The 22,677-nt window shown below is 72.7% G+C and carries 18 protein-coding genes; 14 read left to right on the top strand and 4 right to left on the bottom strand.

The window, feature by feature from the left end; genetic code table 11:
- The first annotated feature begins 51 nt into the window (after positions 1-51).
- The 3 genes from ABZ780_RS24410 (at position 52) to ABZ780_RS24400 (ending at position 5,814) form a co-directional block, all read left to right on the top strand.
- Positions 52-2,280 (top strand): protein kinase, encoded by a 2,229-nt coding sequence (locus tag ABZ780_RS24410; RefSeq protein ID WP_357487596.1) that lies wholly within the window; start codon positions 52-54, stop codon positions 2,278-2,280.
- A gap of 117 nt (positions 2,281-2,397) precedes the next feature.
- The gene (locus ABZ780_RS24405; protein WP_357487595.1) at positions 2,398-4,578 is read left to right on the top strand and encodes an FUSC family protein; all 2,181 of its coding nucleotides are present in this window, start codon (positions 2,398-2,400) and stop codon (positions 4,576-4,578) included.
- 198 nt (positions 4,579-4,776) lie between these two features.
- Entirely contained in the window at positions 4,777-5,814 is a 1,038-nt protein-coding gene (locus ABZ780_RS24400) for an aminotransferase class V-fold PLP-dependent enzyme (RefSeq protein ID WP_357487594.1), read from the top strand.
- 6 nt (positions 5,815-5,820) lie between these two features.
- Here ABZ780_RS24400 and ABZ780_RS24395 read toward each other — a convergent pair whose 3' ends face one another.
- A complete protein-coding gene (locus ABZ780_RS24395) occupies positions 5,821-6,993 on the bottom strand; it encodes an acyl-CoA dehydrogenase family protein (RefSeq protein WP_357487593.1) in 1,173 nt (390 codons plus the stop codon).
- Positions 6,994-7,091: 98 nt separating this feature from the next.
- Between ABZ780_RS24395 and ABZ780_RS24390 the strand changes: the two genes are divergently transcribed.
- From ABZ780_RS24390 to ABZ780_RS24380, 3 genes are all read left to right on the top strand, one after another.
- Positions 7,092-7,757: a TetR/AcrR family transcriptional regulator gene (locus tag ABZ780_RS24390; protein ID WP_357006397.1), complete on the top strand. Its 666-nt coding sequence runs from the start codon at positions 7,092-7,094 to the stop codon at positions 7,755-7,757.
- Between the two features lie 80 nt (positions 7,758-7,837).
- Entirely contained in the window at positions 7,838-9,292 is a 1,455-nt protein-coding gene (locus tag ABZ780_RS24385) for an aldehyde dehydrogenase family protein (protein ID WP_357487592.1), read from the top strand.
- Positions 9,289-10,419 (top strand): zinc-binding dehydrogenase, encoded by a 1,131-nt coding sequence (locus ABZ780_RS24380; RefSeq protein ID WP_357487591.1) that lies wholly within the window; start codon positions 9,289-9,291, stop codon positions 10,417-10,419. The genes ABZ780_RS24385 and ABZ780_RS24380 overlap by 4 nt, the downstream gene beginning before the upstream one ends.
- Before the next feature lie 20 nt (positions 10,420-10,439).
- Here the strand turns inward: ABZ780_RS24380 and ABZ780_RS24375 are convergent, their stop codons facing one another.
- A complete protein-coding gene (locus ABZ780_RS24375; protein WP_357487590.1) occupies positions 10,440-11,297 on the bottom strand; it encodes an SPFH domain-containing protein in 858 nt (285 codons plus the stop codon).
- 150 nt (positions 11,298-11,447) lie between these two features.
- On the opposite strand from ABZ780_RS24375, the gene ABZ780_RS24370 reads away from it, so the two are divergent.
- From ABZ780_RS24370 to ABZ780_RS24360, 3 genes are all read left to right on the top strand, one after another.
- Entirely contained in the window at positions 11,448-12,110 is a 663-nt protein-coding gene (locus ABZ780_RS24370) for a transcriptional regulator (protein WP_357006410.1), read from the top strand.
- A gap of 501 nt (positions 12,111-12,611) precedes the next feature.
- Positions 12,612-14,180, top strand: a complete 1,569-nt coding sequence (locus ABZ780_RS24365; protein ID WP_357487589.1) for an MFS transporter — start codon at positions 12,612-12,614, stop codon at positions 14,178-14,180.
- An 11-nt stretch (positions 14,181-14,191) separates the two neighbouring features.
- Positions 14,192-14,800 carry a TetR/AcrR family transcriptional regulator gene (locus ABZ780_RS24360; protein ID WP_357487588.1) on the top strand — a complete coding sequence of 203 codons (609 nt, stop codon included), beginning with the start codon at positions 14,192-14,194 and terminating at the stop codon, positions 14,798-14,800.
- A gap of 3 nt (positions 14,801-14,803) precedes the next feature.
- Here ABZ780_RS24360 and ABZ780_RS24355 read toward each other — a convergent pair whose 3' ends face one another.
- Together ABZ780_RS24355 and ABZ780_RS24350 are read right to left on the bottom strand one after the other, a co-directional pair.
- Positions 14,804-16,720 (bottom strand): helix-turn-helix domain-containing protein, encoded by a 1,917-nt coding sequence (locus ABZ780_RS24355; RefSeq protein WP_357006419.1) that lies wholly within the window; start codon positions 16,718-16,720, stop codon positions 14,804-14,806.
- A 14-nt stretch (positions 16,721-16,734) separates the two neighbouring features.
- Positions 16,735-17,517 carry a 3-hydroxybutyrate dehydrogenase gene (locus tag ABZ780_RS24350; protein ID WP_357487587.1) on the bottom strand — a complete coding sequence of 261 codons (783 nt, stop codon included), beginning with the start codon at positions 17,515-17,517 and terminating at the stop codon, positions 16,735-16,737.
- Positions 17,518-17,740: 223 nt separating this feature from the next.
- Here ABZ780_RS24350 and ruvC point away from each other — a divergent pair, with 223 nt between their 5' ends.
- The 5 genes from ruvC (at position 17,741) to secD (ending at position 22,677) form a co-directional block, all read left to right on the top strand.
- On the top strand, positions 17,741-18,268 hold the full coding sequence (gene ruvC, locus ABZ780_RS24345; RefSeq protein ID WP_053657691.1) for a crossover junction endodeoxyribonuclease RuvC: 528 nt from the start codon (positions 17,741-17,743) through the stop codon (positions 18,266-18,268).
- Positions 18,265-18,867 (top strand): Holliday junction branch migration protein RuvA, encoded by a 603-nt coding sequence (gene ruvA, locus ABZ780_RS24340; RefSeq protein WP_357006425.1) that lies wholly within the window; start codon positions 18,265-18,267, stop codon positions 18,865-18,867. Before ruvC ends, ruvA begins: the two co-directional genes overlap by 4 nt.
- Positions 18,868-18,955: 88 nt before the next feature.
- Positions 18,956-20,023 (top strand): Holliday junction branch migration DNA helicase RuvB, encoded by a 1,068-nt coding sequence (gene ruvB / locus ABZ780_RS24335; protein WP_357006428.1) that lies wholly within the window; start codon positions 18,956-18,958, stop codon positions 20,021-20,023.
- A 139-nt stretch (positions 20,024-20,162) separates the two neighbouring features.
- Complete coding sequence (yajC, locus tag ABZ780_RS24330; RefSeq protein ID WP_357006431.1) at positions 20,163-20,501, top strand: preprotein translocase subunit YajC; 339 nt, start codon at positions 20,163-20,165, stop codon at positions 20,499-20,501.
- A gap of 277 nt (positions 20,502-20,778) precedes the next feature.
- Positions 20,779-22,677, top strand: coding sequence for a protein translocase subunit SecD (gene secD / locus ABZ780_RS24325; RefSeq protein WP_357487586.1), 1,899 nt, complete (start codon positions 20,779-20,781; stop codon positions 22,675-22,677).

Raw genomic sequence — 22,677 nt, 5'->3', positions numbered from 1 at the left:
CGCCTGCCGCAGAAATTGGGCATGCAATGACCGCCGGGTACGTTCCCTGTCGTGCCCGACGCCTCTCGCCAGATGATTGCCGGTCGTTACCGGTTGGTCCGTCCGCTCGGGCAGGGCGGGATGGGCCGCGTGTGGCGGGCCCGTGACGAGATGCTCCAGCGGGACGTGGCCATCAAGGAGTTGGTGGCGCCTCCCGGCCTGCGCGACGACGAGCGCCGGGAGATGCGCGAACGCTCCATGCGCGAGGCGCGGGCAGTCGCCCGGCTGGGCCACATCAACGTGGTACGCGTCTTCGACGTGCTGTACTCGGGCGACGACCCGTGGATCGTGATGGAGCTTGTTCCGTCCCGGTCGCTGCACGAGGTCCTTGAGGCGGAGGGTCCGATGGTGGTGGCCAATGCCGCGCGGATCGGGCTGGGTGTGCTCGGTGCGTTGCGGGCCGCGCACCGGGCGGGCGTGTTGCATCGGGACGTGAAGCCGGCCAACGTGCTGCTGGCCGATGACGGCCGGGTGGTGTTGACCGATTTCGGGTTGGCGACCCTTCCCGGTGATCCGCGGATGACCCAGACCGGGATGGTGCTGGGCTCGCCGGCGTACCTCGCGCCGGAGCGGGCCACTGACGGCGAGGTCGGTCCGGCCGCTGACCTGTGGTCGCTCGGCGCGACTCTCTACGCGGCGGTTGAGGGACGCACCCCGTACCAGCGTTCGTCTCCGATGGCGACGCTGGCGGCGCTCGCCACCGAGCCGCCACCGCCGGCCCAGCGGGCCGGTCGGTTGACCCCGCTCCTCGAAGGACTGCTGCGCCGGGACCCGGGTCAGCGGATCAGCGTCGAGGAGGCGGATCGCCTCCTGCGGTACGCCGCCGACCAGGTCGACCCGGTCGACGCCGCCGGCCCGCCGGCCGCCGCGTCGGGACCGGCCGTGCCGTTCACGCGGATCAACACCGGCGACGGTACGCCCCGATCGATCGTGCCCGAGTTCGTCACCGCCGGGTCCGGTCGGCCGGTCGATCCGTCGACCGACCCATCGGCAAGCGCCACGTCACCGCCTCCTGCCGCGACGTCGGACTCGTTGTCCGTTCCGACCTCGCCAATTCCCGAGTCGGCCGCGGCCAACGAGGCTGGTCCGACCAGCGGCCCGGCCCGCAGGCGTCGCGGTTGGCTGGTCGGCTCGGTCGCCGCTGCCGTGATGGTCGTGCTGGTGGTGAGCGCGTCGATGCTGAGCGGCCGACCATCCGGCGAAGCGAACGGAGCGGCGGCGCCGACCGCCGATCCCTCTTCGGTCGCCGACGAGGCGGTGTCCCAGGTGCTGCCGCCGCCATCGGCCGGGTGGCGCTACCACCGGGACGACCCTCGCTTCCTGGTGCCGGTGCCGGACGGCTGGCGGTCCCAGCGCGTTGGCGAGGGGGTCGAATTCCGTGAGCCGGACGGCAGCCGGCAGTTCGTCCTCGACAAACTCCGGTCGGTCCCCGCGGATCTGGTCGCCGGGCTACGAACGCGGGAGAAAGCGGAACGTGAACGGTATGCCAGCTACCGGCGGGTCCGGCTCGCCGCGTTGAAGTACCAGGTGCGGGCCGCCGAGTGGGAGTGGACGTACACCGATGCGGACGGCACGCCGATGCGGGCGTCGAGCCGCGCTTTCGTCGATCGCAACGGGCACGCGTACACGATCGGCTGGACCACCTCGGACGCCGAGTGGTCGGTCAGTCGGGGGATCTTCGAGTTGGTCACGGATGGCTTCCAGGGGCTGCCGCTGCCCGCCGGCCCGCCGTCCGGGTCGCCGAGTGCCCCGGCCGGAGGTGCGGGACGCCCGTCGGCCGGTCCGGGCAGCGGTTCGACGGCCGGTGCGGGGCAGCCCTCGGCGACGGCGGCTCCACCACCCAGTGCGCCGGTCCGGCCGGCCGGCACCAAGCAGATCGTCACCAAGGAGACCGGGCTCTGCCTCAGCAGCGGCGAACGCGACGGCGTGCGGGTCACCGTGCGCAAGTGCCAGGAGGTGCGCAACCAGTGGTGGACCTTCTCGTTCGACGGCACCATCCGGGCGAACGGCTTCTGCCTGGACGTCGCCTGGGGTGAGAAGCGCGACGGCGTTGCCGTGCAGTCCGCCAACTGCACCGCCGGGGCCGCCCAGAAGTGGGAGTGGATCGAGAAGGATGGGCGCCGCTCCCTTTTCAACCGCTTGACTGACAAGTGCGTGGACGTCGACGGCCACGCGGCGGGCGCGCCGCTGATGATCTGGACCTGCGTGTTCAACGCAAAGCAGACCCTCAGCCAGAAGTAGCCCGGTCCGCAACCAGGGCTGCCGCACCAGCCGGACGATTCGCCGCGAAAGCCATCGCGGCCGGGCAAGATGGTCAACCGGGGATAGGGGCGTGGCGACGAACCCGGGGGACCAGGCGTGCTCGGAACCAGCCTCCTGGGCCGGCTCCGTCGCCGCGACCCGGGGGACGCCGTCCTGCGGCGCGCCGCACGGCTGACCCTCGTCGCGTCCGTTGTCTTCTACGCCTGCCGCTACGGGGTCGGCAGCTCGGTGCTCGCCACGTACGCGCTGTTCGGCACGGTGGCCGCCGGGTCGTTCGCGCAGCTGCCCGGCCCGGCGCCGCAACGGGCGCGGATCCTGATCACGTCACTGCCGGCGATCTGGGCGCTGATCACCGTGGGCACGCTGCTGGCGTGGAGCACCTGGGCGGCGGCGGCCGGGATGCTCGTCATCGGGTTCGTCGTGGCGTTCGCCGGGGTCGGCAACCCGCGTCTCGTCGGGCTGGGCAGCGCGTTTCAACTCGTCTTCATCCTGGCGTCCTTCCCGCCGTACCAGCCGGGCACCCTGCCGGAGCGGCTGGGCGGGGTCACGCTCGCCATCGTGCTGCTCGCCGTGGCCGAGGTGCTCCTCTGGCCCGATCCGGTGCCGATCTCCTACCGGCAACGACTCGCCGACGCGGCGGAGGGCGTCGCGGCGTTCCTCGACGCCACGGCGGACGCGCTGACCGACCGGCACGCCGATCGCGACGCTCGCGACAGGCGGCGCGAGCGGGCATCCGAGGCGGTGGCCGCGCTCGCGTTGAGCGGGACGTCCCCGGCGTGGGCGCCGACCGCCGCCGACGCCCGTCACCGGGCGCTGCGGATCTGCGCGGCGGCGCTACGGGAGGCGCTCGCCGAGGCGAACCGGCTGGCGTCGGACGCCCCACCGGAGCCGATCCCGGACCTGGCGGCGGCGCGACTGCTGCGCGCGTGCGCCGACACGACCCGTGCCGCTGGCCGTAGCCTGCCGCCGGGTGCGCCGCCGGTCGACCTCGGCGCTCTGAGCGCCGCGATCGGTCAAGCCGAGACGACGTACCCCGCAGGGCAGGGCAGCGCCGTGCCGGACGTACCCCGGATGTGCCGGGACGCGACGGCGCTGGCCCTGGCCGACCAGGTGCGGGTGCTCGCCGTGGGCACCCGCGTGGCCAACGGGGTACGGCCCGACGCCGGGGGTGACTATTCGGGGCTGTTCGAATATGCGCGGCACGGCCCGTTGACGCTGTACTGGCGGCAGCTCCGCTCCCACCTGGCGCCGCGCTCCGCCCACCTGCAGAGTTCGTTGCGGCTGGCCGTGGCGCTGGCCATCGCGCGGGTGGTCGCCGGGGTGTTGCAGCTGACCCACGGCTTCTGGGTGCTGCTGGCCACCCTCACGGTCCTGCGCACCTCTGCCGCGGACACCCGCACCGCGCTGCGGCCCGCCGTGCTGGGCACGATCGTCGGTGCCGCCGTCAGTGGTCTGGTGATGCTCGTCGTCGACGAGCCGATCGTCTACGCCGTCGTGTTGCCGGTCACCCTGCTGCTGGCCTTCGGCGTTGGTCGGCTGCTCGGCCCGCTGTGGCAGCAGGCGCTGTTCACCGTGCTGTTGACGGTGGTCTTCGCCCAGCTCAGCCCGGAAGGATGGCGGCTCGCCGAAGCTCGTCTCGTCGATGTCGTGCTCGGCGCGTTGATCGGCGTGCTCGCCGGGGTGGCGATGTGGCCGCGCGGCGCGAGCCGCGACCTGCGGCCCAACGCCGCCCACTACCTCACGGCCAGCGCGGACGCGATCCACGAGACGGTCCGGGCGCTGCTCGGGGACGCTCCGCCCGACCGGGCCCTCGAACGGGTCCGCCAGCGGATGGTCCTCGTCGACTCGTCCTACTGCCAGTACCACTCCGAGCGGCACGACACGGTAAACCAGCGGGTGGACTGGGACGCCGTCCTGGGCGCCGGCCAACACGTGGTGCTCGGCGCCGAATCGCTGCTGCGGCGCAACCCGCCCGGCTGCCTCGCCGGTTGGCCCGCTGCGGCGGGGTTGCTGCGCGATTCGGCAGGCCAGCTGCGATCGGCGTACGACGACCTCGCCGACCAGGTCGCGCACGGCCGACCCTCCGGCCCGGTGCCCGCCCTGCCCGGCTGCGTGGACGAACTCGACCGGATCCGCCCGCTGTCGGGCGCGGCGAACCCGTCGTCGGTGCGGCATCTGGTGGAGGTCGACCAGTGGCTCGCCGGTCTCGCCGACAGCCTCGCCCGGATCCGCCCACCCGCTCCGGGTGAGTCGGTCGACCGCGACGGGAAACCCTGAGCCGGAGCAGCCGGGCTGGCCGGCGGGATGCCGACGAGCGATATACCTCAGTGTCATATCTATACCTCAGAGTCATAACGCTCATGAGGGTGATGCCCGCCGCCCCGCCCGCCGCCGGCCAGCGCGTCGGTGTTCCGCAGGCCGCCGCTCACCGATTGGCCATGCCCTGCCGACGCCAGCGCGCCTAGCGTCGAGGCCATGGACATCGAGCAGGCGCAGCGGTTGTGGAAGCCGGAGCCGGGCTGGTTGAACACCGCCTCCTACGGGCTGCCGCCCGAGCCGGCGTGGACGGCGTTGCAGGAGGCGATGGCCGCGTGGCGGATCGGCGGCACGTCGTGGGAGGGCTGGGGTGACGCCGTACACCGGAGTCGCAGCGCCTTCGCCGGCCTGATCGCGGTGCCGGACACCGACGTGGCGGTCGGCGTGACCGTCTCCCAGCTTCTCGCCCCGGTCGCGGCGGCGCTGCCGGCGGGAGCCACCGTGGTGGTGCCGGACGTCGAGTTCACCTCGAACCTCTTCCCGTGGCTGGTCCAGGAGGATCGCGGCGTCACGGTCCGCACCGTGCCGGCGGAGGGGCTGGCCGACGCGATCGACGCCGACACCGACCTGGTCGCGTTCAGCCTCGTGCAGTCGGCCGACGGGTCCGTGGCGGCGTACGACGAGATCGTGGCCGCCGCCCGCGCGCACGGCGCGCTGGTGGTGGTGGACGCGACCCAGGCGTGCGGGTGGCTGCCGTTCGACGGGAGCTGCGCCGACGTGGTGGTGGTGGGTGGCTACAAGTGGCTGATGGCGCCACGCGGCACCGCGTACGCCTATCTGGCACCTGCCCTGCGCGGCCGGCTGCGTCCGGACGCGGCCGGCTGGTATGCCGGTCGCGACCCGCACGCCTCCTACTACGGCCCGCCGCTGCGGCTGGCCGACGACGCCCGCCGGTTCGACATCTCACCGGCCTGGTTCAGCTGGATCGGCGCGGCGCCCGCCCTGGAGTTGATCGCCGAGATCGGCGTGCCCGTGATCCAGGCGCACGACGTGGCGCTGGCCAACCGTTTCCTGACCGGGCTGGGCCGGCCGCCGGGGGACAGCGCCATCGTCACCGTGGACGTGCCCGGCGCGGAGGAGCGTCTCGCGGCGGCCGGCATCCGGGCGGCGGTGCGCGCCGGGCGGGTCCGCGCCTCGTTCCACGTCTACTCCACCGAAGCCGACGTGGACGAGGCGCTCACCGCGTTGACGGGGTGACCCGGCTCAGGCCAGGTGACCGCCGATCTTCGTGTACCCGCGCAGCAGGTCCCGCGAGATGATCAGGCGCTGCATCTCGTCGGTGCCCTCGAAGATCCGGTACAGCCGGACCTGCCGGTACCAGCGTTCGATGGGCAGCTCACGGGTGTAGCCCATGCCGCCGTGGATCTGGAGCACCCGGTCGACCACCCGGTTGACCATGCCGGCGCCGTAGAGCTTGCCCATCGACGAGGCGTGCCGGGGGTCCAGGCCCTGGTCGACCGTCCACGCCGAGCGCAGCACCAGCCAGCGGGCCGCCTCCAGCTCGGTCTCCGAGTCGGCGATCATCCACTGGATGGCCTGGTTGGTGCCGATCTTCGTGCCGAAGGTCTCCCGCGTGTTGGCGTGGTCGATCGCCATCTGCAGGACCCGCTCGGCGATGCCGATGGCGTGCGACGGGATGGTGTAGCGGCCCTTGCCGATCCACTCCATGCCCAGCGTGAAGCCCTGCCCGATCTCGCCGAGGATGTTGCGGTGCGGCACGCGTACGCCGTCGAAGATCAGCGACGCGGGCCCGCCCTCGCCCATCGTCTGGATGAACTCCGAGCGCCAGCCCATCGCCCGGTCCACCAGGAACGCCGTGGCCCCGCCGTTGCGGGCGCCCTTCTCCCGGTCGGTCACCGCGACCACGATGGCGAAGTCGGCGTCGTGGCCGCCGGTGATGAAGGTCTTCTCGCCGTCGAGGATCCAGTCGTCGCCGTCGCGGCGGGCGGACAGCCGGATGTTCGCCGCGTCCGAGCCGGCGCCCGGCTCGGTGATCGCGAAGCAGGAGCGTCGCTCGCCCTCGATCGTCGGGACGAGGAACTCCCGTTTCTGGTCCTCGCTGGCGTGGAACAGGATGTTGTCGGCCTCGCCGCCGAAGCGGAACGGCACGAACGTGCGGCCCAGTTCCGTCCAGATCAACGACTGGAGCACGGCCGGCAGGTCCATCCCGCCGTACTCCTCGGGGGTGGCCAGGCCCCAGAAGCCGAACTTGCGCGCCTTGAGTTGCAGCTCGCGCACCTCGGAGTGGTCCAGGCCCGGCTGGTGTGCCCGCTCCCGGCGGAGCACCTCCGCCTCCAGCGGCATCACCTCGCGCTGGATGAACGACCGGACGGTGTCGCGCACCGCCCGCTCCTCGTCGGTGAGCGAAAAGTCCACGGTGGTCCTCCTGGCGTCGACGCTGCCGGTCTCCCTTAAACTAGCGCTGTAAGTTTTGCCGCGTCCAGACCCTATGGCCGAGACCCATGAGGAGCGCAGTGCCCCGACCCCGCCAGCCCCGGCTCACCCGGCAGCTGATCGTCGAGACCGCCACCGCGCTCATCGACGCCGAAGGGCTGCCGGCGTTCTCCACCCGCCGGCTCGCCGCCGAGCTGGGCGTGCGCGGCCCGTCGCTCTACAACCACTTCGCCACCAAGGACGAGATCCTGGACGCGGTCGCCGACACGGTCGTCGCCGCCGTCGACACCAGCGGCTTCGCCAGCCGGGACTGGGTCGCCGCGCTGCGCGACTGGGCCTGGTCGTACCGGCGGGCGCTCACCGCGCATCCGAACATCGTGCCGTACCTGGCCCAGGGGCCGGGCCGGCGACCGGCCGCGCTGGCCATGGCCGACGCGGTCTACGGCGGGCTGGTACGCGCCGGCTGGCCGCCCGCGCGGGCCACCCACATCGGAGCGGCGGTGCGCTACTTCGTGGCCGGGTCGGCGCTCGGCTCCTTCGCCCGGGGCTTCGTCGAGGACCCCGAGCTGTACGCCGCCCACTACCCGCACCTGCGCCAGGCGCACCGGCTGGCCGAGCACCAGCAGAGCGTGGACGAGGGCGCCTTCGCCCTCGGCCTGGACGCGCTGCTGCACGGCCTGGCCGCCGAGTACGCCCGCACCATCGGCCCCCTCGACCCGGTGGAGTCCGCCCGGCCCAGCGGGTAGCGTCCAAACTCCCAGCGCTAGTTTCAACGCCCGTCGCGACCTCGTCGCCATCGCCCATCGCCCACCCCCGAAGGGACGACATGGACCTCGCCGCCCCGCCCTCGCAGTTGCCCGACGCCCTGCGCCTGCGGCGCCACCTGCACATCGGCGGCGAGTGGACGTCTCCCGCCGGCACCGACGTGATCGACGTGGAGACCCCGAGCACCGGCGACCTGATCGGGCAGGTGCCCTTCGGCACGGCAGCCGATGTGGACGCCGCCGTCGCCGCGGCCCGCGCCGCCTTCCCCGGCTGGGCGGCCACCGCACCCGCCGAACGCTCCGCCCACCTGGACCGGCTGCACACCGCGCTGGCCGCCCGCGCCGACGACCTCGCCCGCACCATCGCGGTCGAGTTGGGCGCACCGCTCAAGCTCGCCACCCGGGTGCAGGTCGGGCTGCCGCTGACCGTGCTGCGCGACCACGTCGCCCTCGCCGCCCGGCCGGCGGTCGAGGAGAGCATCGGCAACTCCCTCGTCGTCCGTGAGCCGATCGGCGTCGTCGGCGCGATCACCCCGTGGAACTACCCCCTGCACCAGGTGATGGCGAAGCTGGCGCCCGCGCTGGCCGCCGGCTGCACGGTGGTGCTCAAGCCCAGCGAGCTGACCCCGTTGACGGCATACCTGCTCTTCGACGCGGTCACCGAGGCCGGGCTGCCGCCGGGTGTGCTCAACCTGGTGCCCGGCACCGGCGCGGTGGTCGGTGAGGCGCTCGCCGGGCACCCCGACGTCGACCTGGTGTCGTTCACCGGCTCCACCGTGACCGGCGCGCGGATCATGCGACTCGCCGCCGACCGGATCGCCCGGGTGGCGCTGGAGTTGGGCGGCAAGTCCGCGAACGTGATCCTCCCCGACGCCGACCTGGCCACCGCGGTCAAGGTCGGCGTCGGCAACGCCCTGCTCAACTCCGGCCAGACCTGCACGGCGTGGACGCGGATGCTGGTGCACCGCGACCGGTACGACGAGGCACTCGACCTGATCGCCACGGCGGTGGCCGGCTACCGGCTCGGCGACCCGTTCGACCCCGCCACCCGGCTCGGCCCGCTGGTCTCCGCCGCCCAGGCCGCGCGGGTCCGCAGCCACGTCGACCGGGCTCTCGCCGACGGCGCCCGACTGATCGCCGGCGGCCCGGACGCGCCGGTGCCCGCCCAGGGGCACTTCGTCGCCCCGACCGTCTTCGCCGACGTGCACCCGGACAGCGCGCTCGCCCAGGAGGAGGTCTTCGGGCCGGTGCTCGCCGTTCTCCCGTTCGACGACACCGACGAGGCCGTCGCCATCGCCAACAACTCGAAGTACGGGCTGGCCGGCGCGGTCTGGTCCGCCGACCCCGACGCGGCGCTCGCGGTGGCGCGACGGCTGCGCACCGGCGCGGTCGACATCAACGGCGCGTCGTTCAACCCGCTCGCCCCGTTCGGCGGCTACAAGCAGTCCGGCCTCGGCCGGGAGCTGGGCGTGCACGGGCTCGCCGAGTTCTGCGAACTCAAGGCGATCCAGCGATGAGCGGCCCCGAGCTGCCGCCGGCCGCGCCGACGGGCGGCCCCGAGCCGGTCACCGTCCGCGCGCTTGTCGCGCGTGGGTCCGGCGCCGAGCTGCGGGTCGAGCGGGTACGCCTGCCCGCGCCCGGCCCCGGCGAACTGCGGGTGAGGATCACCGCGGCGGGCGTCTGCCACTCCGACCTGTCCATGGTGAACGGCACCCTCGCCGCGAGGTTCCCGCTGGTGCTCGGGCACGAAGCGACCGGGGTGGTGGCCGAGGCCGGGCCGAACACCCGGTTGGCGGTCGGCACGCCGGTAGCCCTCAACTGGGCGCCCGCCTGTCGGGCCTGCTGGTGGTGTCTGCGCGACGAGCCGTGGCTCTGCGCCGCCAACACCGCCCCGACGGTGGCGCGTGGCGAGACCGACGACGGCATCCGGCTGCACCTGACCCTCGGCCTCGGGGCGCTCGCCGAGGCCGTGGTGGTGCCCGAGAACGCCGTCATCGCGATCCCCGCCGGGCTGCCGCCCGAGCAGGCCGCGCTGCTCGGCTGCGCGGTGCTCACCGGGGTGGGCGCGGTCGGCAACACCGCTCGGGTGGCTCCCGGCGAGTCGGTGGCCGTGATCGGGCTCGGTGGGGTCGGGCTCGCCGTGCTCACCGCCGCCCGCCGGGCCGGTGCCACGACGATCCTCGCCGTCGACGTCGCCGAGGCCAAGCGCGAGCTGGCGCTCGCCGCCGGGGCGACCGACTTCCTGCTCTCCGACGACCGGCTCTCCAGGGAGGTCCGGGGGCGCACCGAGGGCCGGGGCGTCGACCACGCCTTCGAGTGCGTCGGCCGCGCCACCACCATCCGGGCGGCCTGGCGTCTCACCCGGCGCGGGGGAGCGGTGACAGTGGTCGGCATGGGCGCCAAGGACGACATGGTCAGCCTCGGCGCGCTGGACATCTTCCACTCCGCGCGGACGCTGCGCTCCTCGGTGTACGGCTCGTCCGACCCGGACCGTGAGGTGCCGGAGCTGGCCCGCGCGGCGCTCGACGGCACGCTGGACCTGTCACCTCTGGTCAGCGGCGTGGTCAGTCTCGACGAGGCGCCGGCCGCGTTCGACCGACTGGCGCGGGGTGAGGGCGCCCGCTGGGTGGTCAGCCTCGACTGACCACCCGGCCGGGCCCGCCGTCACTTGCCGGTGACGATGCCCGGGTTGATGCAGAGGCCCGGGTTGGCGCCGTTCTTCTCGGCGATCTCCAGGCAGCGGGTCACCTTGTCGACCTTCGCGTTGGTCTCGGTGATCTGCTTGGAGATGTCGGCGTTCTTGCGGTCCTGCTCCAGGTTGCGGGTCTGCGCCAGCTTGTCCTGGAACGCCTTGATGTTGCCCTCGGTCTTGTCGTCGTGGTTCACCCGGGTGATGGTCACCGAGAGGATGTCGACGTCCGTGGCGAGCCGGCTCTCCGCGCTGGTCTTGATGTTCGCGGCGAACGGCTTCAGGTCGACGTTGAGGCTGCCGGTCTGCGAGTCGATCTTTTCGAGGGGGTTGTACGTGGCGAACGCGTCGTTGACGGCGCTGTCGAGCTGCACTCCGACCCGCTGGCCCCGGAAGCTGTCGAAGTCTCCCTTGTAGTCCATGAACTGCTTCGGCGCGTTCTCCGGCTTGACCTGCCACTCGACGAGCACCTCGACGCACGCGTCGGCGAGCGTGCCGGTGCGCACGCGTACGCAGTTGCCGCCGCCGATGTGGTCGTACTTCTGCCGTCCCGCGTCCCACTCGCCGACCTTCTGCCAGGGCGCCACCCACTTCAGGCCCGAACCGGTGACCTCTCCGGTGGGCTTGCCGAAGCTGGTGACGATGCCGACCGAGCGGATGGGCACGGAGTGGGCGCTGGAGGCGACGCCGATCAGCACTGTGACGGCGAGGAGGCCGAGCGCCGCGAGGGCGGCCGTCTGCTTCATCGCGCTCTTGGGTGCGACGAGTGCCAGGATGGCGCTGACCGCCATTGCGATGGCGAAGACGATCGCCATGGTGAAGCCGACAGGCATGGGGTGGGGACCTTTCGTTGGGCCGTGTTGATGATCAACATAGGGGGCCCGGTCAAGTCGGCCGTGCCCCGCTGGCCTGCGGGCTCGCCGCGCGCCGTCGGTAAATTCCGCGACGGCGCATCCACCGCGCGTCGTTTCAGCGAACCCCGGATGGAGAACACCTATCCGGGGGTACGTCTGGTGCTGACCGATCCGATGCCGGCGGATGCCGTGGAGACCGCGCACAAGCGCATCCGGCTGGCCACCGAGGACCTGGACGGCAACCGTGTCGCCACGGTGCTGCTGGAGATGGCCGAAGCCTGGGGCGTGCCGGCGCTCTGGGAGCAGGTCTGCCGGCCGCTGCTCACGCAGCTATCGGGGCGTACAGCCGCCGAGATCGCCAGCGAGCACGCCCTGTGCGAGGGCGTGCGGGTCGGGCTGGACGTGTACCGCCGCCAGCCCGGCCGGTCACTGCCCGCCGCAGGGGTGCTGCTGGCCGGCGCCGAACAGGAGGCGCACTGCCTCGGCCTGCACGCGCTCGCCGCCGCGCTGCGCGAGCACCGCCGCGGCTGCCTGCATCTCGGCCCGGCGTTGCCCTGGTCCGCGCTGACCAGCGCGGTGCACCGGGCTCGCCCGCACACCGTCGTGCTCTGGTCACAGACACCGGTCACCGGCCGCGCGTACCGCCTGGTGCGCTTCGCCCGGGACTTTCCGCACCTGCGGGTGTACGCCGCCGGGCCGGGCTGGATCGAGCCGCCCGCCGCGCCGGCGACCCACCTGGGCACGTTGCCGGCCGCCGTCGCCGCCTGTCTCGCGACGGCACACGCCCGCTGAGATCGTGCCCCCGCGCTCCGTCGACGTCGTGCCCGAGCGCCGTCGACGTCGTGCCCCCGGCGTTCCGTCGTGCCCCGGCGCTCCGTCGTGCCCCCGCGTGAGGTCGATGTCGTCGTGCCGGCGGACGTCTGCCCGGCCCGGACGTCCGGGCACGGGGGTCGGCCCACGTCCTTTGCTCTGCTTCAACCGGCGCAACGGTTTGGGGGCGCGGCTGGTGCGTCGGTTGAAGCAGAGCAAAGGCTGCGAAGAGGTCACCCGGAGGCTGGACGCGGACGACCTGGTCGGCTCCGGGCGGCCGGAGGCGCGTGACGGTCGGCGTCGTTGAACAGTTGGGCGACAGGTGATCGAGGCCGCCCGGAGGTGCGTCGGGGGGCACGTGACACCCCTCACATACGATACGGATCCGTTCCGTATCGTTAATGCTGCGCCTAGGCTCTTCGCTGTTACGAGTCTGGCCCGTATCGTATTGCGCGACGGGTGAATCCGGGGGGAGACCGGGCAGTGGAACTGCAGAACAACACGGGACATCCGAGGAGGTGGGCGATCCTGGGGGTGCTGGTGATCAGCCTCCTCGTCGTCGTCCTCGACAACACGATTCTCAACGTCGCCCTGCGCACCCTGGCCGACCCGGTGCACGGCCTCGGCGCGACGCAGGGCGAGCTGGAGTGGTCGATCAACTCCTACACGCTGGTCTTCGCCGGGCTGCTGTTCACCTTCGGGGTGCTCGGCGACCGCTCCGGCCGCAAGCGCTTCCTGATGATCGGGCTGGTGCTGTTCGGCTTGGCGTCGCTGCTCTCGGCGTACGCCCAGAGCCCCGGACAGCTGATCGCGGCCCGCGCCCTGATGGGTGTCGGCGGCGCGGCCATCATGCCGGTGACGCTGTCGATCATCTCCAACGTCTTCGACCCGCGCGAGCGCGGCCGTGCCATCGGCGTCTGGGCCGGCGCGGTCGGCCTCGCGGTGGCGATCGGCCCGATCCTCGGCGGTGCGCTGCTGGAGCACTTCTGGTGGGGCTCGGTCTTCCTGATCAACGTCCCGGTGGTGGCCGCCGGCGTGGTCCTGGTCGCGCTGCTGGTCCCCGAGTCGCGTGACCCGCGACCGGGCCGGATCGACGTCCTCGGCGTCCTGCTCTCCGTGGTGGGCCTGGTCGCCCTCTCCTACGGCATCATCGACGGCGGCGAGCACGGCTTCGGCCGGCCGGTGGCCTGGGGTTCCATCCTGGTGGGCCTCGCGGTGCTGGCCTGGTTCGTGCAGCACGAGCGGCGCAGCGACCACCCGTCGCTGGACGTCCGGCTGTTCAAGGTGCCCCGGTTCGCCGCGCCGGTGGCCATCGTCGGCCTGGTGTTCTTCGCCGCGATGGGCGTGATGTTCTTCAGCTCCTTCTACCTGCAACTGGTGCGCGGCTACAGCCCGCTGCAGACCGGCCTGCTCTTCCTGCCCTTCGCCGGCGCCCAGCTGATCTTCGCGCCGCGCAGCGCCGCGATGGTCCGCCGGTACGGCGGCCGGGCGGTCGCCACCGTCGGGCTGGGACTGACCGTGGTGGCGCTCGCCGCGTTCGCCTTCATCGGCGCGTCCACCCCGATCTGGATCGTCCTGGTCGTCTTCTTCCTCCAGGGCGTCGGAATGGCCAACATCATGCCCCCGGCCACGGAGTCGATCATGTCGGCGCTGCCCCGGGAGAAGGCCGGGGTGGGCTCCGCGGTGAGCAACACCGTCCGCCAGGTGGCCGGCGCGCTCGGCGTGGCGGTCCTCGGCTCGGTGCTCTCCGCGGTCTACCGCAGCGACGTGGGCGACGCGCTGACCAGCCTGCCTCCGCAGGCCCGCGACGCGGCCAACGAGTCGATCTCCGGGGCGTACGCGGCGGCCGGGCAGCTCGGCCCGGCGGCGCCGACGCTGATCTCGGCGGCCAACGACGCCTTCGTCACCGCCATGCACTGGGCGGCGGCCCTCTCCGCGGTGGTCGCGGCGCTTGGAATGCTGGTGGTGCTGCGCTGGATGCCGGGTCGGGAGGCCGTCACCGAGGCCCCGACGGCACCCGTCGCCGAGCCCGAGTTGGCCGGGACGGCGTAGGTCCGGGGACAATGTCCGACATGAGGTCCACTGCTGATGCTCCGCGGTCGCCCGGGCGGCCGCGGAGCCTCCGCGCCGATGAGGCGATCATTGAGGCCACCCTCGACCTGCTCGCCGAGGGCAGCACCATCGAGGCGCTCTCGATCGAGGCGATCGCCACCCGGGCCGGGGTCGGCAAGGCCACCATCTACCGCCGCTGGGCCGGCAAGGACGCGCTGCTGCTGGACGCGCTGCGCCGGCTCAAGGGCGTCCTGCCGCAGCCGGAGGGCCACTCCATCCGGGACGACCTGGTGCTGCTGGTCGGCGCGGTCGGGAAGAACCCCGACCCGCGGGCGGCGAAGATCATGCCGTGCCTGGTGCCCGCGGTGAACCGCAGCCCGGACCAGTACCAGCTCTACCAGAACATCATCTCGCCCCGGCGGCAGCTGATGCGCGAGGTGCTCCGACGCGGCATCGACGAGGGGGTGCTCCGGGCCGACACCGACCTGGAGGTGACCATGGCGCTGCTCACCGGGCCGATGTTGATCCAGCGGGTGCTGCAGTGGAGCCCGGATCTGAACGAGGTCAACCTGCCAGAGCGGGTCGTCGACGCCGTGCTCGAGGGCATCCGCGCCCGCTGACCGTCAGGCCGGGGCGCGCAGGCGGTGCAGGCGCAGCGCCAGCTGCACCTCCAGCGCCCGCTCGGGCCGCTGCCAGTCCGCGCCGAGCAGCTGTCCCACCCGCTCCAGGCGCTGGGTCACCGTGTTGACGTGCACGTGCAGCTGCTCGGCGGCGCGGGCCAGACTGCCACCGACCCCGAAGTACGCCTCCAGCGTCTTCACCAGCGCCGTACCCCGCCGGGCGTCGTAGTCGACCACCGGCCCGACGGTGGCGGTGAGGAACTGGGCCACGTCCTTCTCACCCCGGTCACCGACCGTGCCCAGCAGCAGCCCGACGAAGCCCAGCTCGGCGGTGCTCGCGCCCTGACCGGCGCGGCCCAGCGCGCCGAGCGCGGTGAGGCAGCGGTCCGCCTCGTGGAACGACCCCGCCAGCGTCGCCGGCCCCGTCGACGGGCCACTCGCCCCGGCGGTCACCGGCCGGCCCGTCACCCGGGACAGGTCCCGGGCCACCGCCCGGGCGCTGCCACCCGCGTCCTGACCAGGCAACATCAGGACCACCCGACCGTCGCGCGCCGCGGCCAGGCCGCCACGCGCCGAGGCGTACGTGGTGGCCCAGGAGAGCACCCGCTGCCGGGCCGAGCCGGTGGCCGCGATGGCGTCATCGTCCACCGCCACCAGCACGTGCGGGGCGTCCAGGTCCACCCCGAGCCGGCGAGCCCGGCTGCGCAGCGCGTCGGTGTCGCGCAGGGGTCGGGCGATCAGGTCGTCCAGCAACTCGCCACGGACCCGACCCTCCGCCTCGGCCACCGTCCGGCGGAACAGCAGCAGCAGCGCGGTCACCAGCGCGGCCCGCTCCAGGATTCGCTGGTCGGCGTCGACCAGCTCGTCGTCCGGGCGCAGCACCAGAGCGCCCAGGTTCTCGGTGCCCGCCACCACTGCCGCGTACCAGAGCGGGCCGCGCCGCACGCTGCGCCCCTCGGTGCGGGACGCGGCGACCGCCTCGACGATGTCCGCCCGATCCGGCTCGTCGATCTCGCCGACCCGGGCCAGCAACCGGCCCTCGGCGTCCAACGCCAGCAGCGCCCCGCCCAGCACCTCGGTCACCGCGGCCGTCACGTCCTCCACCCCACCGCCGCGCAGCACCAGCGCGGTCATCCGGTCGTGCGCCGCCGCGGCCCGTTCCACCGAGCTGCTGTGCGCCCGGATGGTGGTGTTCGCCGCCGACAGCTCGGCCAGCGCCGAGCGGGTCTCGGCCAGCAGCCGGGCCGTGTCGATCGCTACCGCCGCGTGCGCGGCCAGGGAGACCAGCAGCGCCACCTCCTCCCGGACGAACGGCCGGGCCGAACGGTTGGCCGAGTAGAGGACGCCGATCGAGGTGGAGCCGAGCCGCAGCGGCACCCCGAGGATCGCCACCAGCCCCTCCTCGCCGACCCCGGCGTCGATCTCCCCGGTGTGGTGGAAGCGCTCGTCCTCGCCGTAGTTGGCTGTCACGTACGGGGCGCCGGACTGGGCCACCAGGCCACCGAGGCCGGCGCCCATCGGCAGCCGCAACCGCTGGAAGCGGGCCGATACGGACCCGTCGGTCACCCGCATGTAGGTGTCGCCGCGCTCGTCGTCGTTGAGCGTCATGTAGGCCACGTCGGCGCCGAGCAGGTTGCGGGCCCGGTGCGCGATCGCCCGCAGCACGTCGTCCAGGTCGCGCAGCCCGGCCAGGTCGCTGACCGTGTCGTACAGGCCGGACAGCTCGATCTCCCGACGGCGGCGGCGCTCCAGCAGCGCGCGGACCCGCAACGCCACCGTCCTGGCCTGCTCCAGCTCGGCCAGCCGCTCGGCGGGCGCCCCGGCGGCCCGCGCGGCCACCAGCGGTCCCTCGAACTCCACCGCCGCGGCCTCGCGGGCGAGCAGTTCCAGAAACTCCACCGGCGACGACATGGTCGACATTGTGCTCAGGCCCACTAGTTGGCCGTCCAGCCCCCGTCGAGCGCGATCGACGCGCCGGTGATGAAGGCCGCCGGCGGTGAGCAGAGGTACGCCAGCAGTTCAGCCACCTCCTCCGGCTCGATCAACCGCTTGATCGCGGCCCGGGCCAGCATGATCTTCTCGATCACCTCGGCCTCGCCGATGCCATGACTGGTCGCCTGGTCGGCGATCTGGCTCTCCACCAGCGCCGTGCGGACGTACGCCGGGTTGATGCAGTTGGCGGTCACCCCGTGCGCGGCGCCCTCCAGCGCCACCACCTTCGACAGCCCTTCGAGGGCGTGCTTCGCCGTCACGTACGCCGACTTGTACGGCGAGGCGCGCAACCCGTGCACCGACGAGATGTTGACGATCCGGCCCCAGCCCTGGGCGTACATGTGCGGCAGCGCACGCCGGATCAGCCGGAACGGCGCCTCCACCATCACCCGCTGGATGTACCCGAAACGCTCGACGGGGAAGTCCTGCAGCGGCGCCACGTGCTGGAGACCGGCGTTGTTCACCACGATGTCCACGTCCACGTCGAGGCGGTCCACGGCCTCGGTGTCGGACAGGTCCACCCCCTCGGCACGCCCACCGGCCTCGGCGGCCACCGCCTTGGCCGCGTCCAGGTTGCGGTCCACCACGAGCACCTTGGCGCCGGCCGCGCCCAGCCGCAGGGCGCACGCCCGCCCGATGCCGCTGCCGCCCCCGGTGACCAGGGCGGTGCGACCGGCGAGATCGACCTGTACGACGTGGGGGACCGCCACGGGTTCTGCCGTCATGGCGCAAGAAGTTACGAGCTGTCAGGCCCCCGGCACATGGGCCAACAACACATACTCCGGGCCGAAGCTGTGTGGCCCCACCCGCCCACCACCCCCTGCTCGCCCGCTCGGACGCCTTGATGCGGGCGCGGGGCGCGGGAGGGTGTGTCCCGTGGGGCTGGTGGGAGGGCCGGGAGTTAGGGTGTCGAACACACGTACTGCTGACGGCTGGGGAGGGGGCGGCGTGCGCGTGCTCGGTGTCGACCCGGGGTTGACCCGGTGTGGGGTGGGCGTGGTCGAGGGTGTGCCGGGTCGGCCCTGCACTCTGGTTGCCTACTACGTGGTCTACACCGATCCGGCTGACGATCTGGCGCTGCGCCTGCTGCACCTGGACCGTTCGCTCACCAAGTTGGTCGCCGAGCACCAGCCGGAGAGCGTCGCCGTGGAGCGGGTCTTCAGTCAGCACAACGTGCGTACGGTGATGGGCACCGCGCAGGCCAGCGGCATCGCCGTGTTGGCGGGAGCACGCGCCGGGCTGCCGGTGCAGACGTACACCCCCAGCGAGGTGAAGGCGGCGGTGACCGGGTCCGGTCAGGCCGACAAGGCGCAGATGACGGCCATGGTGACCCGGCTGTTGCGGCTGGCCGAGCCGCCGAAGCCGGCCGACGCCGCCGACGCGCTGGCCCTGGCCATCTGCCACGTGTGGCGCGGCGGCACCCGCTCGAAGCTGGCCGCCGCGGCCGATCGGGCACGACGAGGAGGAGCACGATGATCGCCAGCGTGCGCGGCACGGTGACCGCGACGGGTCCGGACCTGGCCGTGATCGAGGTCGGCGGGGTCGGCCTGGCCGTGCACTGCGCCCCCGGGACCCTTGCGGAGTTGCGGGTCGGCCAGGTCGCCCGGCTCGCCACCAGCCTGATCGTGCGGGAAGACTCGCTGACTCTTTACGGCTTCGCCGACGACGACGCCAAGTCGCTGTTCGAACTGCTCCAGACCGCCAGCGGGGTCGGCCCCCGGCTGGCCCAGGCGGTGCTGGCGGTGCACACCCCGGACGCGGTACGCAAGGCCATCGCCAACGCCGACACCGCTGCCCTGACCCGGGTGCCCGGTATCGGCAAGAAGGGCGCCGAGCGCCTGGTGCTGGAGCTGCGGGACCGGATCGGCCCGGTGTCGATCGGGGCCGACGGCGTGGGCGGCGTGACCGCCGGCGCCTGGCCCGACCAGGTCCGCCAGGCGCTGGTCGGCCTGGGCTGGACGGCCGGGCAGGCCGACCAGGCGGTGGCCGCCGTCGCGGAGACCATCGACGGTGCCACCCCGCCAGTGCCGGTCCTGCTCAAGCAGGCCATCCGCCTGCTCGGCCGCACCCGATGAGCGCGCGGACGCGCGTCGCGGGGGATGCGCCCGGGCCGGATCGTGTGCGTGAGCCGGGTGCGCGGGTCCTGCGGACGGAGGCGGCACGGTGAGCGAGACCGAGGGGCTCGTCTCGGCGTACGTCAGCGACGCCGAGCGGGACGCGGAGGCCACCGTGCGGCCCCGGCGGCTGGCCGAGTTCATCGCCCAGGACCGGGTTCGCGACCAGCTTGACCTGCTGTTGCAGGGCGCCATGCGGCGTGGTTCCCCGCCGGATCACATCCTGCTGTCCGGGCCGCCTGGGTTGGGTAAGACCAGCCTGGCCAACATCGTCGCCGCCGAGCTGGGCGCGGGCATTCGGGTGACCAGCGGGCCGGCGATCGAGCGCTCCGGGGACCTGGCGGCGATCCTGACCAGCCTCGCCGAGGGCGACGTGCTCTTCATCGACGAGATCCACCGGATCGCCCGGCCCGCCGAGGAGCTGCTCTACAGCGCGATGGAGGACTTCCGGGTCGACGTGGTGGTCGGCAAGGGGCCGGGTGCCACCGCCATCCCGCTGGATGTCGAGCCGTTCACCCTGGTCGGCGCGACCACCCGGTCCGGGCTCCTGACCGGGCCCATGCGGGACCGGTTCGGTTTCGTCGCGCACCTGGACTTCTACGCCCCGGCGGATCTGGAGACGCTGCTGCACCGCTCGGCGCGGATCCTCGGTGTGCCGATCACGGGCGAGGGCGCCACCGAGATCGCCGGCCGGTCGCGGGGCACCCCCCGGATCGCCAACCGGTTGTTGCGCCGGGTCCGCGACTACGCGGAGGTGCGGGGCGACGGGGTGGTCGATCTTGACACCGCCCGTGCCGCGTTGATCGTGTACGACGTCGACGCGCTCGGCCTGGACCGGCTGGACAAGGCGGTGCTGACCGCGCTGGTGGACTCGTTCCGGGGCGGCCCGGTGGGGCTTTCCACGCTCGCGGTGGCGGTGGGGGAGCAGCCGGACACGGTCGAGGAGGTCTGCGAGCCGTTCCTGGTGCGCGCCGGCCTGCTGGCGCGTACGCCGCGTGGCCGGGTGGCTACGGAGGCTGCCTGGCGGCACCTGGGCCGCACGCCGCCGAATGGTACATTTGGGGCGGATGTCCCTCCGCCGCCCGATCTGTTCTCGGTGGAAGCCGATCAGCCGTGATGTGAACGTGATCTGTGCCGCATTCGGCGTTCTCAGGTGCAGGGTTTAGACTTCGCCGCGGTCTGTACAGGACGTGAGAGTCTGCCTCCGCTCCGACGCATCCCGCGTCGCGACGGGGGCCAATGGGAAGGTTTTTAACGTGCATTACGCACAATCGGCAGGCGGGGCCGGCAGCTTCACGCCGATCCTGATGATCGCACTGCTCTTCGGTGTCATGTACTTCATGATGATCCGGCCTCAGCAGAAGCGCCGTCGCGAGGCGGAGTCGATGCAGTCGAACCTCGGCCCCGGCGACGAGGTTGTGACCATCGGCGGGCTTTACGGCACCGTCACCGGCATCGAGGACGACAGTGTCCTGCTCGAGATCGCTCCGGGCGTGCAGACCCGCTACGCCCGCCCGGCCATCGCGCGGGTGGTCACCCGCGCGGAGTTGCCGAGCGAGCCGGTGACCGAGGACGCGGACACCGCCAAGGACTGACCCCTGCACAAGGGGGTGCGCGTCCGGCGTGCGGCCGGGTGACCGGTTCCCAGGGGGGGCACCGCGCCCGACGGGGCAGCGGACGCGACGTGAAAACTGGATAGTTGGGTCGACGCCGGGCATCGGCACGTCCCCGTGACCGCCAGCGTTCCGCGCCGGCGCGTCCGGCTCTCGTGTCGGCGTCTTGCCGGCCCAGGTCAGACCCGGTCGGCCGGACCCCCGGCCCGACACTCGCCGCCGCGCACAGCGGCGCGACCGTACAGGGAGACAGACAACCGTGGCACCACCTCAGGGACAGATGCGCCCCGGCCGGCAGCTCGCCGTGCTCGGGGCCATCTTCGTGGTCCTCTACCTTCTGGTGTTCTTCGCGGGCGGTGCCAGCGGCAGCTTCAAGGATCGGCTCGAGCCTCGGCTCGGTCTGGACCTGATCGGCGGCACCCGGGTGACGCTGGAGGCCACCAACTCCGTTGACGGCAAACCCCCGACCGCGGAGAACCTCGAGGAGGCCCGCCAGATCATCGAGAGCCGGGTCAACGCGTTCGGCGTGGCCGAGGCCGAGGTGGTCACCGAGGGCAACCGGAACATCGTCATCTCCCTGCCCGGAGAGAACCGGGACCTCACCGACGTGGGCAGCGCGGCTGAACTGCGCTTCCGCAAGGTGTTGAAGGCCGCCGACGGCAGCGGAGCGGTCGCCGCCCCGCCGGCCGCCGAGCCGAGCCCGTCCGGCAGTCCGGCTCCGTCCGGCAGCGCGACCCCGAGCCCGTCGGGCAGTGACGCGCCGAAGGCGACCGCGTCGCCGAGCGGCGGTCAGGGTGGGATGGCGCCGGCGTCGCCCAGCGCCACGCCGACTCCGTCCGCCTCGGCGAGTGCCGCCGCGCCGACGCCCAGCGCCAGCACCGAGCCGGTGCCGGCGAGCATCGAGGAGCAGCGCAAGGCCGTCGAGCAGAAGGTCGGCGCCGCCGCGTGGCAGGCCGCCAACGGTCTGCAGGGGCCGGCCGACCTGACCGCCGACCCGTCGCTGGCCGACAAGCTCAAGCCGTTCGGCACGCTGTCTCCGCAGGAGGTGGCGGTGCTGCCGGCGCAGATGCAGTTCAACGTGCCGACGATCGGCTGCGCGCAGCTCGACAAGCGCCCCCCGGCGTCGATCTCCGACCCGAAGCAGCAGGTCGTCTCCTGCGAGGACGGCGTCTCCAAGTACCTGCTCGACCAGGCCAAGGTGCTCGGCACCGACGTGTCGGACGCCGACGCGGTGCTCGACCAGACCAACGCCTGGGTGGTCAGCCTGGACTTCACCGGTAAGGGCCAGGGCAACTGGACCGCGCTCACCCGTGAGGCGTTCACCAACGAGGGCCAGGCGTGCGACGCGACCGCCCTCGGCCAGGACGGCAAGTGCCGGGTGGCCGTCGTGCTGGACAACGAGATCGTCTCCTCGCCGGAGATCCAGGGCGTGCTGACCGGCGACTCGCAGATCACCGGCAACTTCACCCAGAAGGACGCCAGCACCCTCGCGGGTCAGCTCCGCTACGGCGCGCTGCCGGTGACCTTCGAGCAGCAGGAGGCGCAGAACGTCACCGCCACGCTGGGTGCCAGCCACCTGCGCGCCGGTCTGCTCGCGGCCGGCATCGGCATGCTGCTGGTCATCATCTACGCGTTCTTCTACTACCGGCTGCTCGGCTCGGTGATCTTCCTGAGCCTGATCCTCTCCGCGCTGCTGGTCTTCGGCGCGCTGGTGGTGCTCGGCCGGCAGATCGGCTTCACGCTCACCCTCGCCGGCATCGCCGGCATGATCGTCTCACTCGGTGTGGCGGCGGACTCGTTCGTCATCTACTTCGAACGATTGAAGGACGAGATCCGGGAGGGACGCAGCCCACGCAGCGCCGTACCCCGGGCCTGGATCCGAGCCCGCCGGACGATCATCTCGGCCAACGCGATCACCCTGCTCTCGGCGGTGGTGCTCTACGTGGTCTCGGTCGGCACGGTGAAGGGCTTCGCCTTCGCCCTGGGCCTCGCCACCGTGCTGGACCTGGTCGTGGTCTTCCTCTTCCGCCACCCGATCATGACGATGTTCGCCCGGACCCGGGCGTTCCTGTCCCCGCGGGTCAGCGGGCTCGGCCGGGCTCTTCCGGCCCGGACCCAGCAGACTCAGCCCCGCAACCCGCGCGCCAAGGAGGCCTGA

The organism is Micromonospora sp. NPDC047467, from assembly GCF_040643095.1.
Lineage (GTDB): Bacteria > Actinomycetota > Actinomycetes > Mycobacteriales > Micromonosporaceae > Micromonospora.
The sequence above is the reverse complement of the archived record's forward strand: the minus strand, read 5'-3'. Positions and strand labels throughout refer to the sequence as shown.

Bases quoted from the DNA above. Each gene is read 5' to 3' on its own strand.
- ABZ780_RS24400 (WP_357487594.1), top strand. From the start codon at position 4,777: ATGGACATCGAGCAGGCGCAGCGGTTGTGGAAGCCGGAGCCGGGCTGG.
- ABZ780_RS24385 (WP_357487592.1), top strand. From the start codon at position 7,838: ATGGACCTCGCCGCCCCGCCCTCGCAGTTGCCCGACGCCCTGCGCCTG.
- ABZ780_RS24380 (WP_357487591.1), top strand. From the start codon at position 9,289: ATGAGCGGCCCCGAGCTGCCGCCGGCCGCGCCGACGGGCGGCCCCGAG.
- ABZ780_RS24375 (WP_357487590.1), bottom strand. From the start codon at position 11,297: ATGCCTGTCGGCTTCACCATGGCGATCGTCTTCGCCATCGCAATGGCG.
- ABZ780_RS24370 (WP_357006410.1), top strand. From the start codon at position 11,448: ATGGAGAACACCTATCCGGGGGTACGTCTGGTGCTGACCGATCCGATG.
- ABZ780_RS24360 (WP_357487588.1), top strand. From the start codon at position 14,192: ATGTCCGACATGAGGTCCACTGCTGATGCTCCGCGGTCGCCCGGGCGG.
- ABZ780_RS24355 (WP_357006419.1), bottom strand. From the start codon at position 16,720: ATGTCGACCATGTCGTCGCCGGTGGAGTTTCTGGAACTGCTCGCCCGC.
- ABZ780_RS24350 (WP_357487587.1), bottom strand. From the start codon at position 17,517: ATGACGGCAGAACCCGTGGCGGTCCCCCACGTCGTACAGGTCGATCTC.
- ruvA (WP_357006425.1), top strand. From the start codon at position 18,265: ATGATCGCCAGCGTGCGCGGCACGGTGACCGCGACGGGTCCGGACCTG.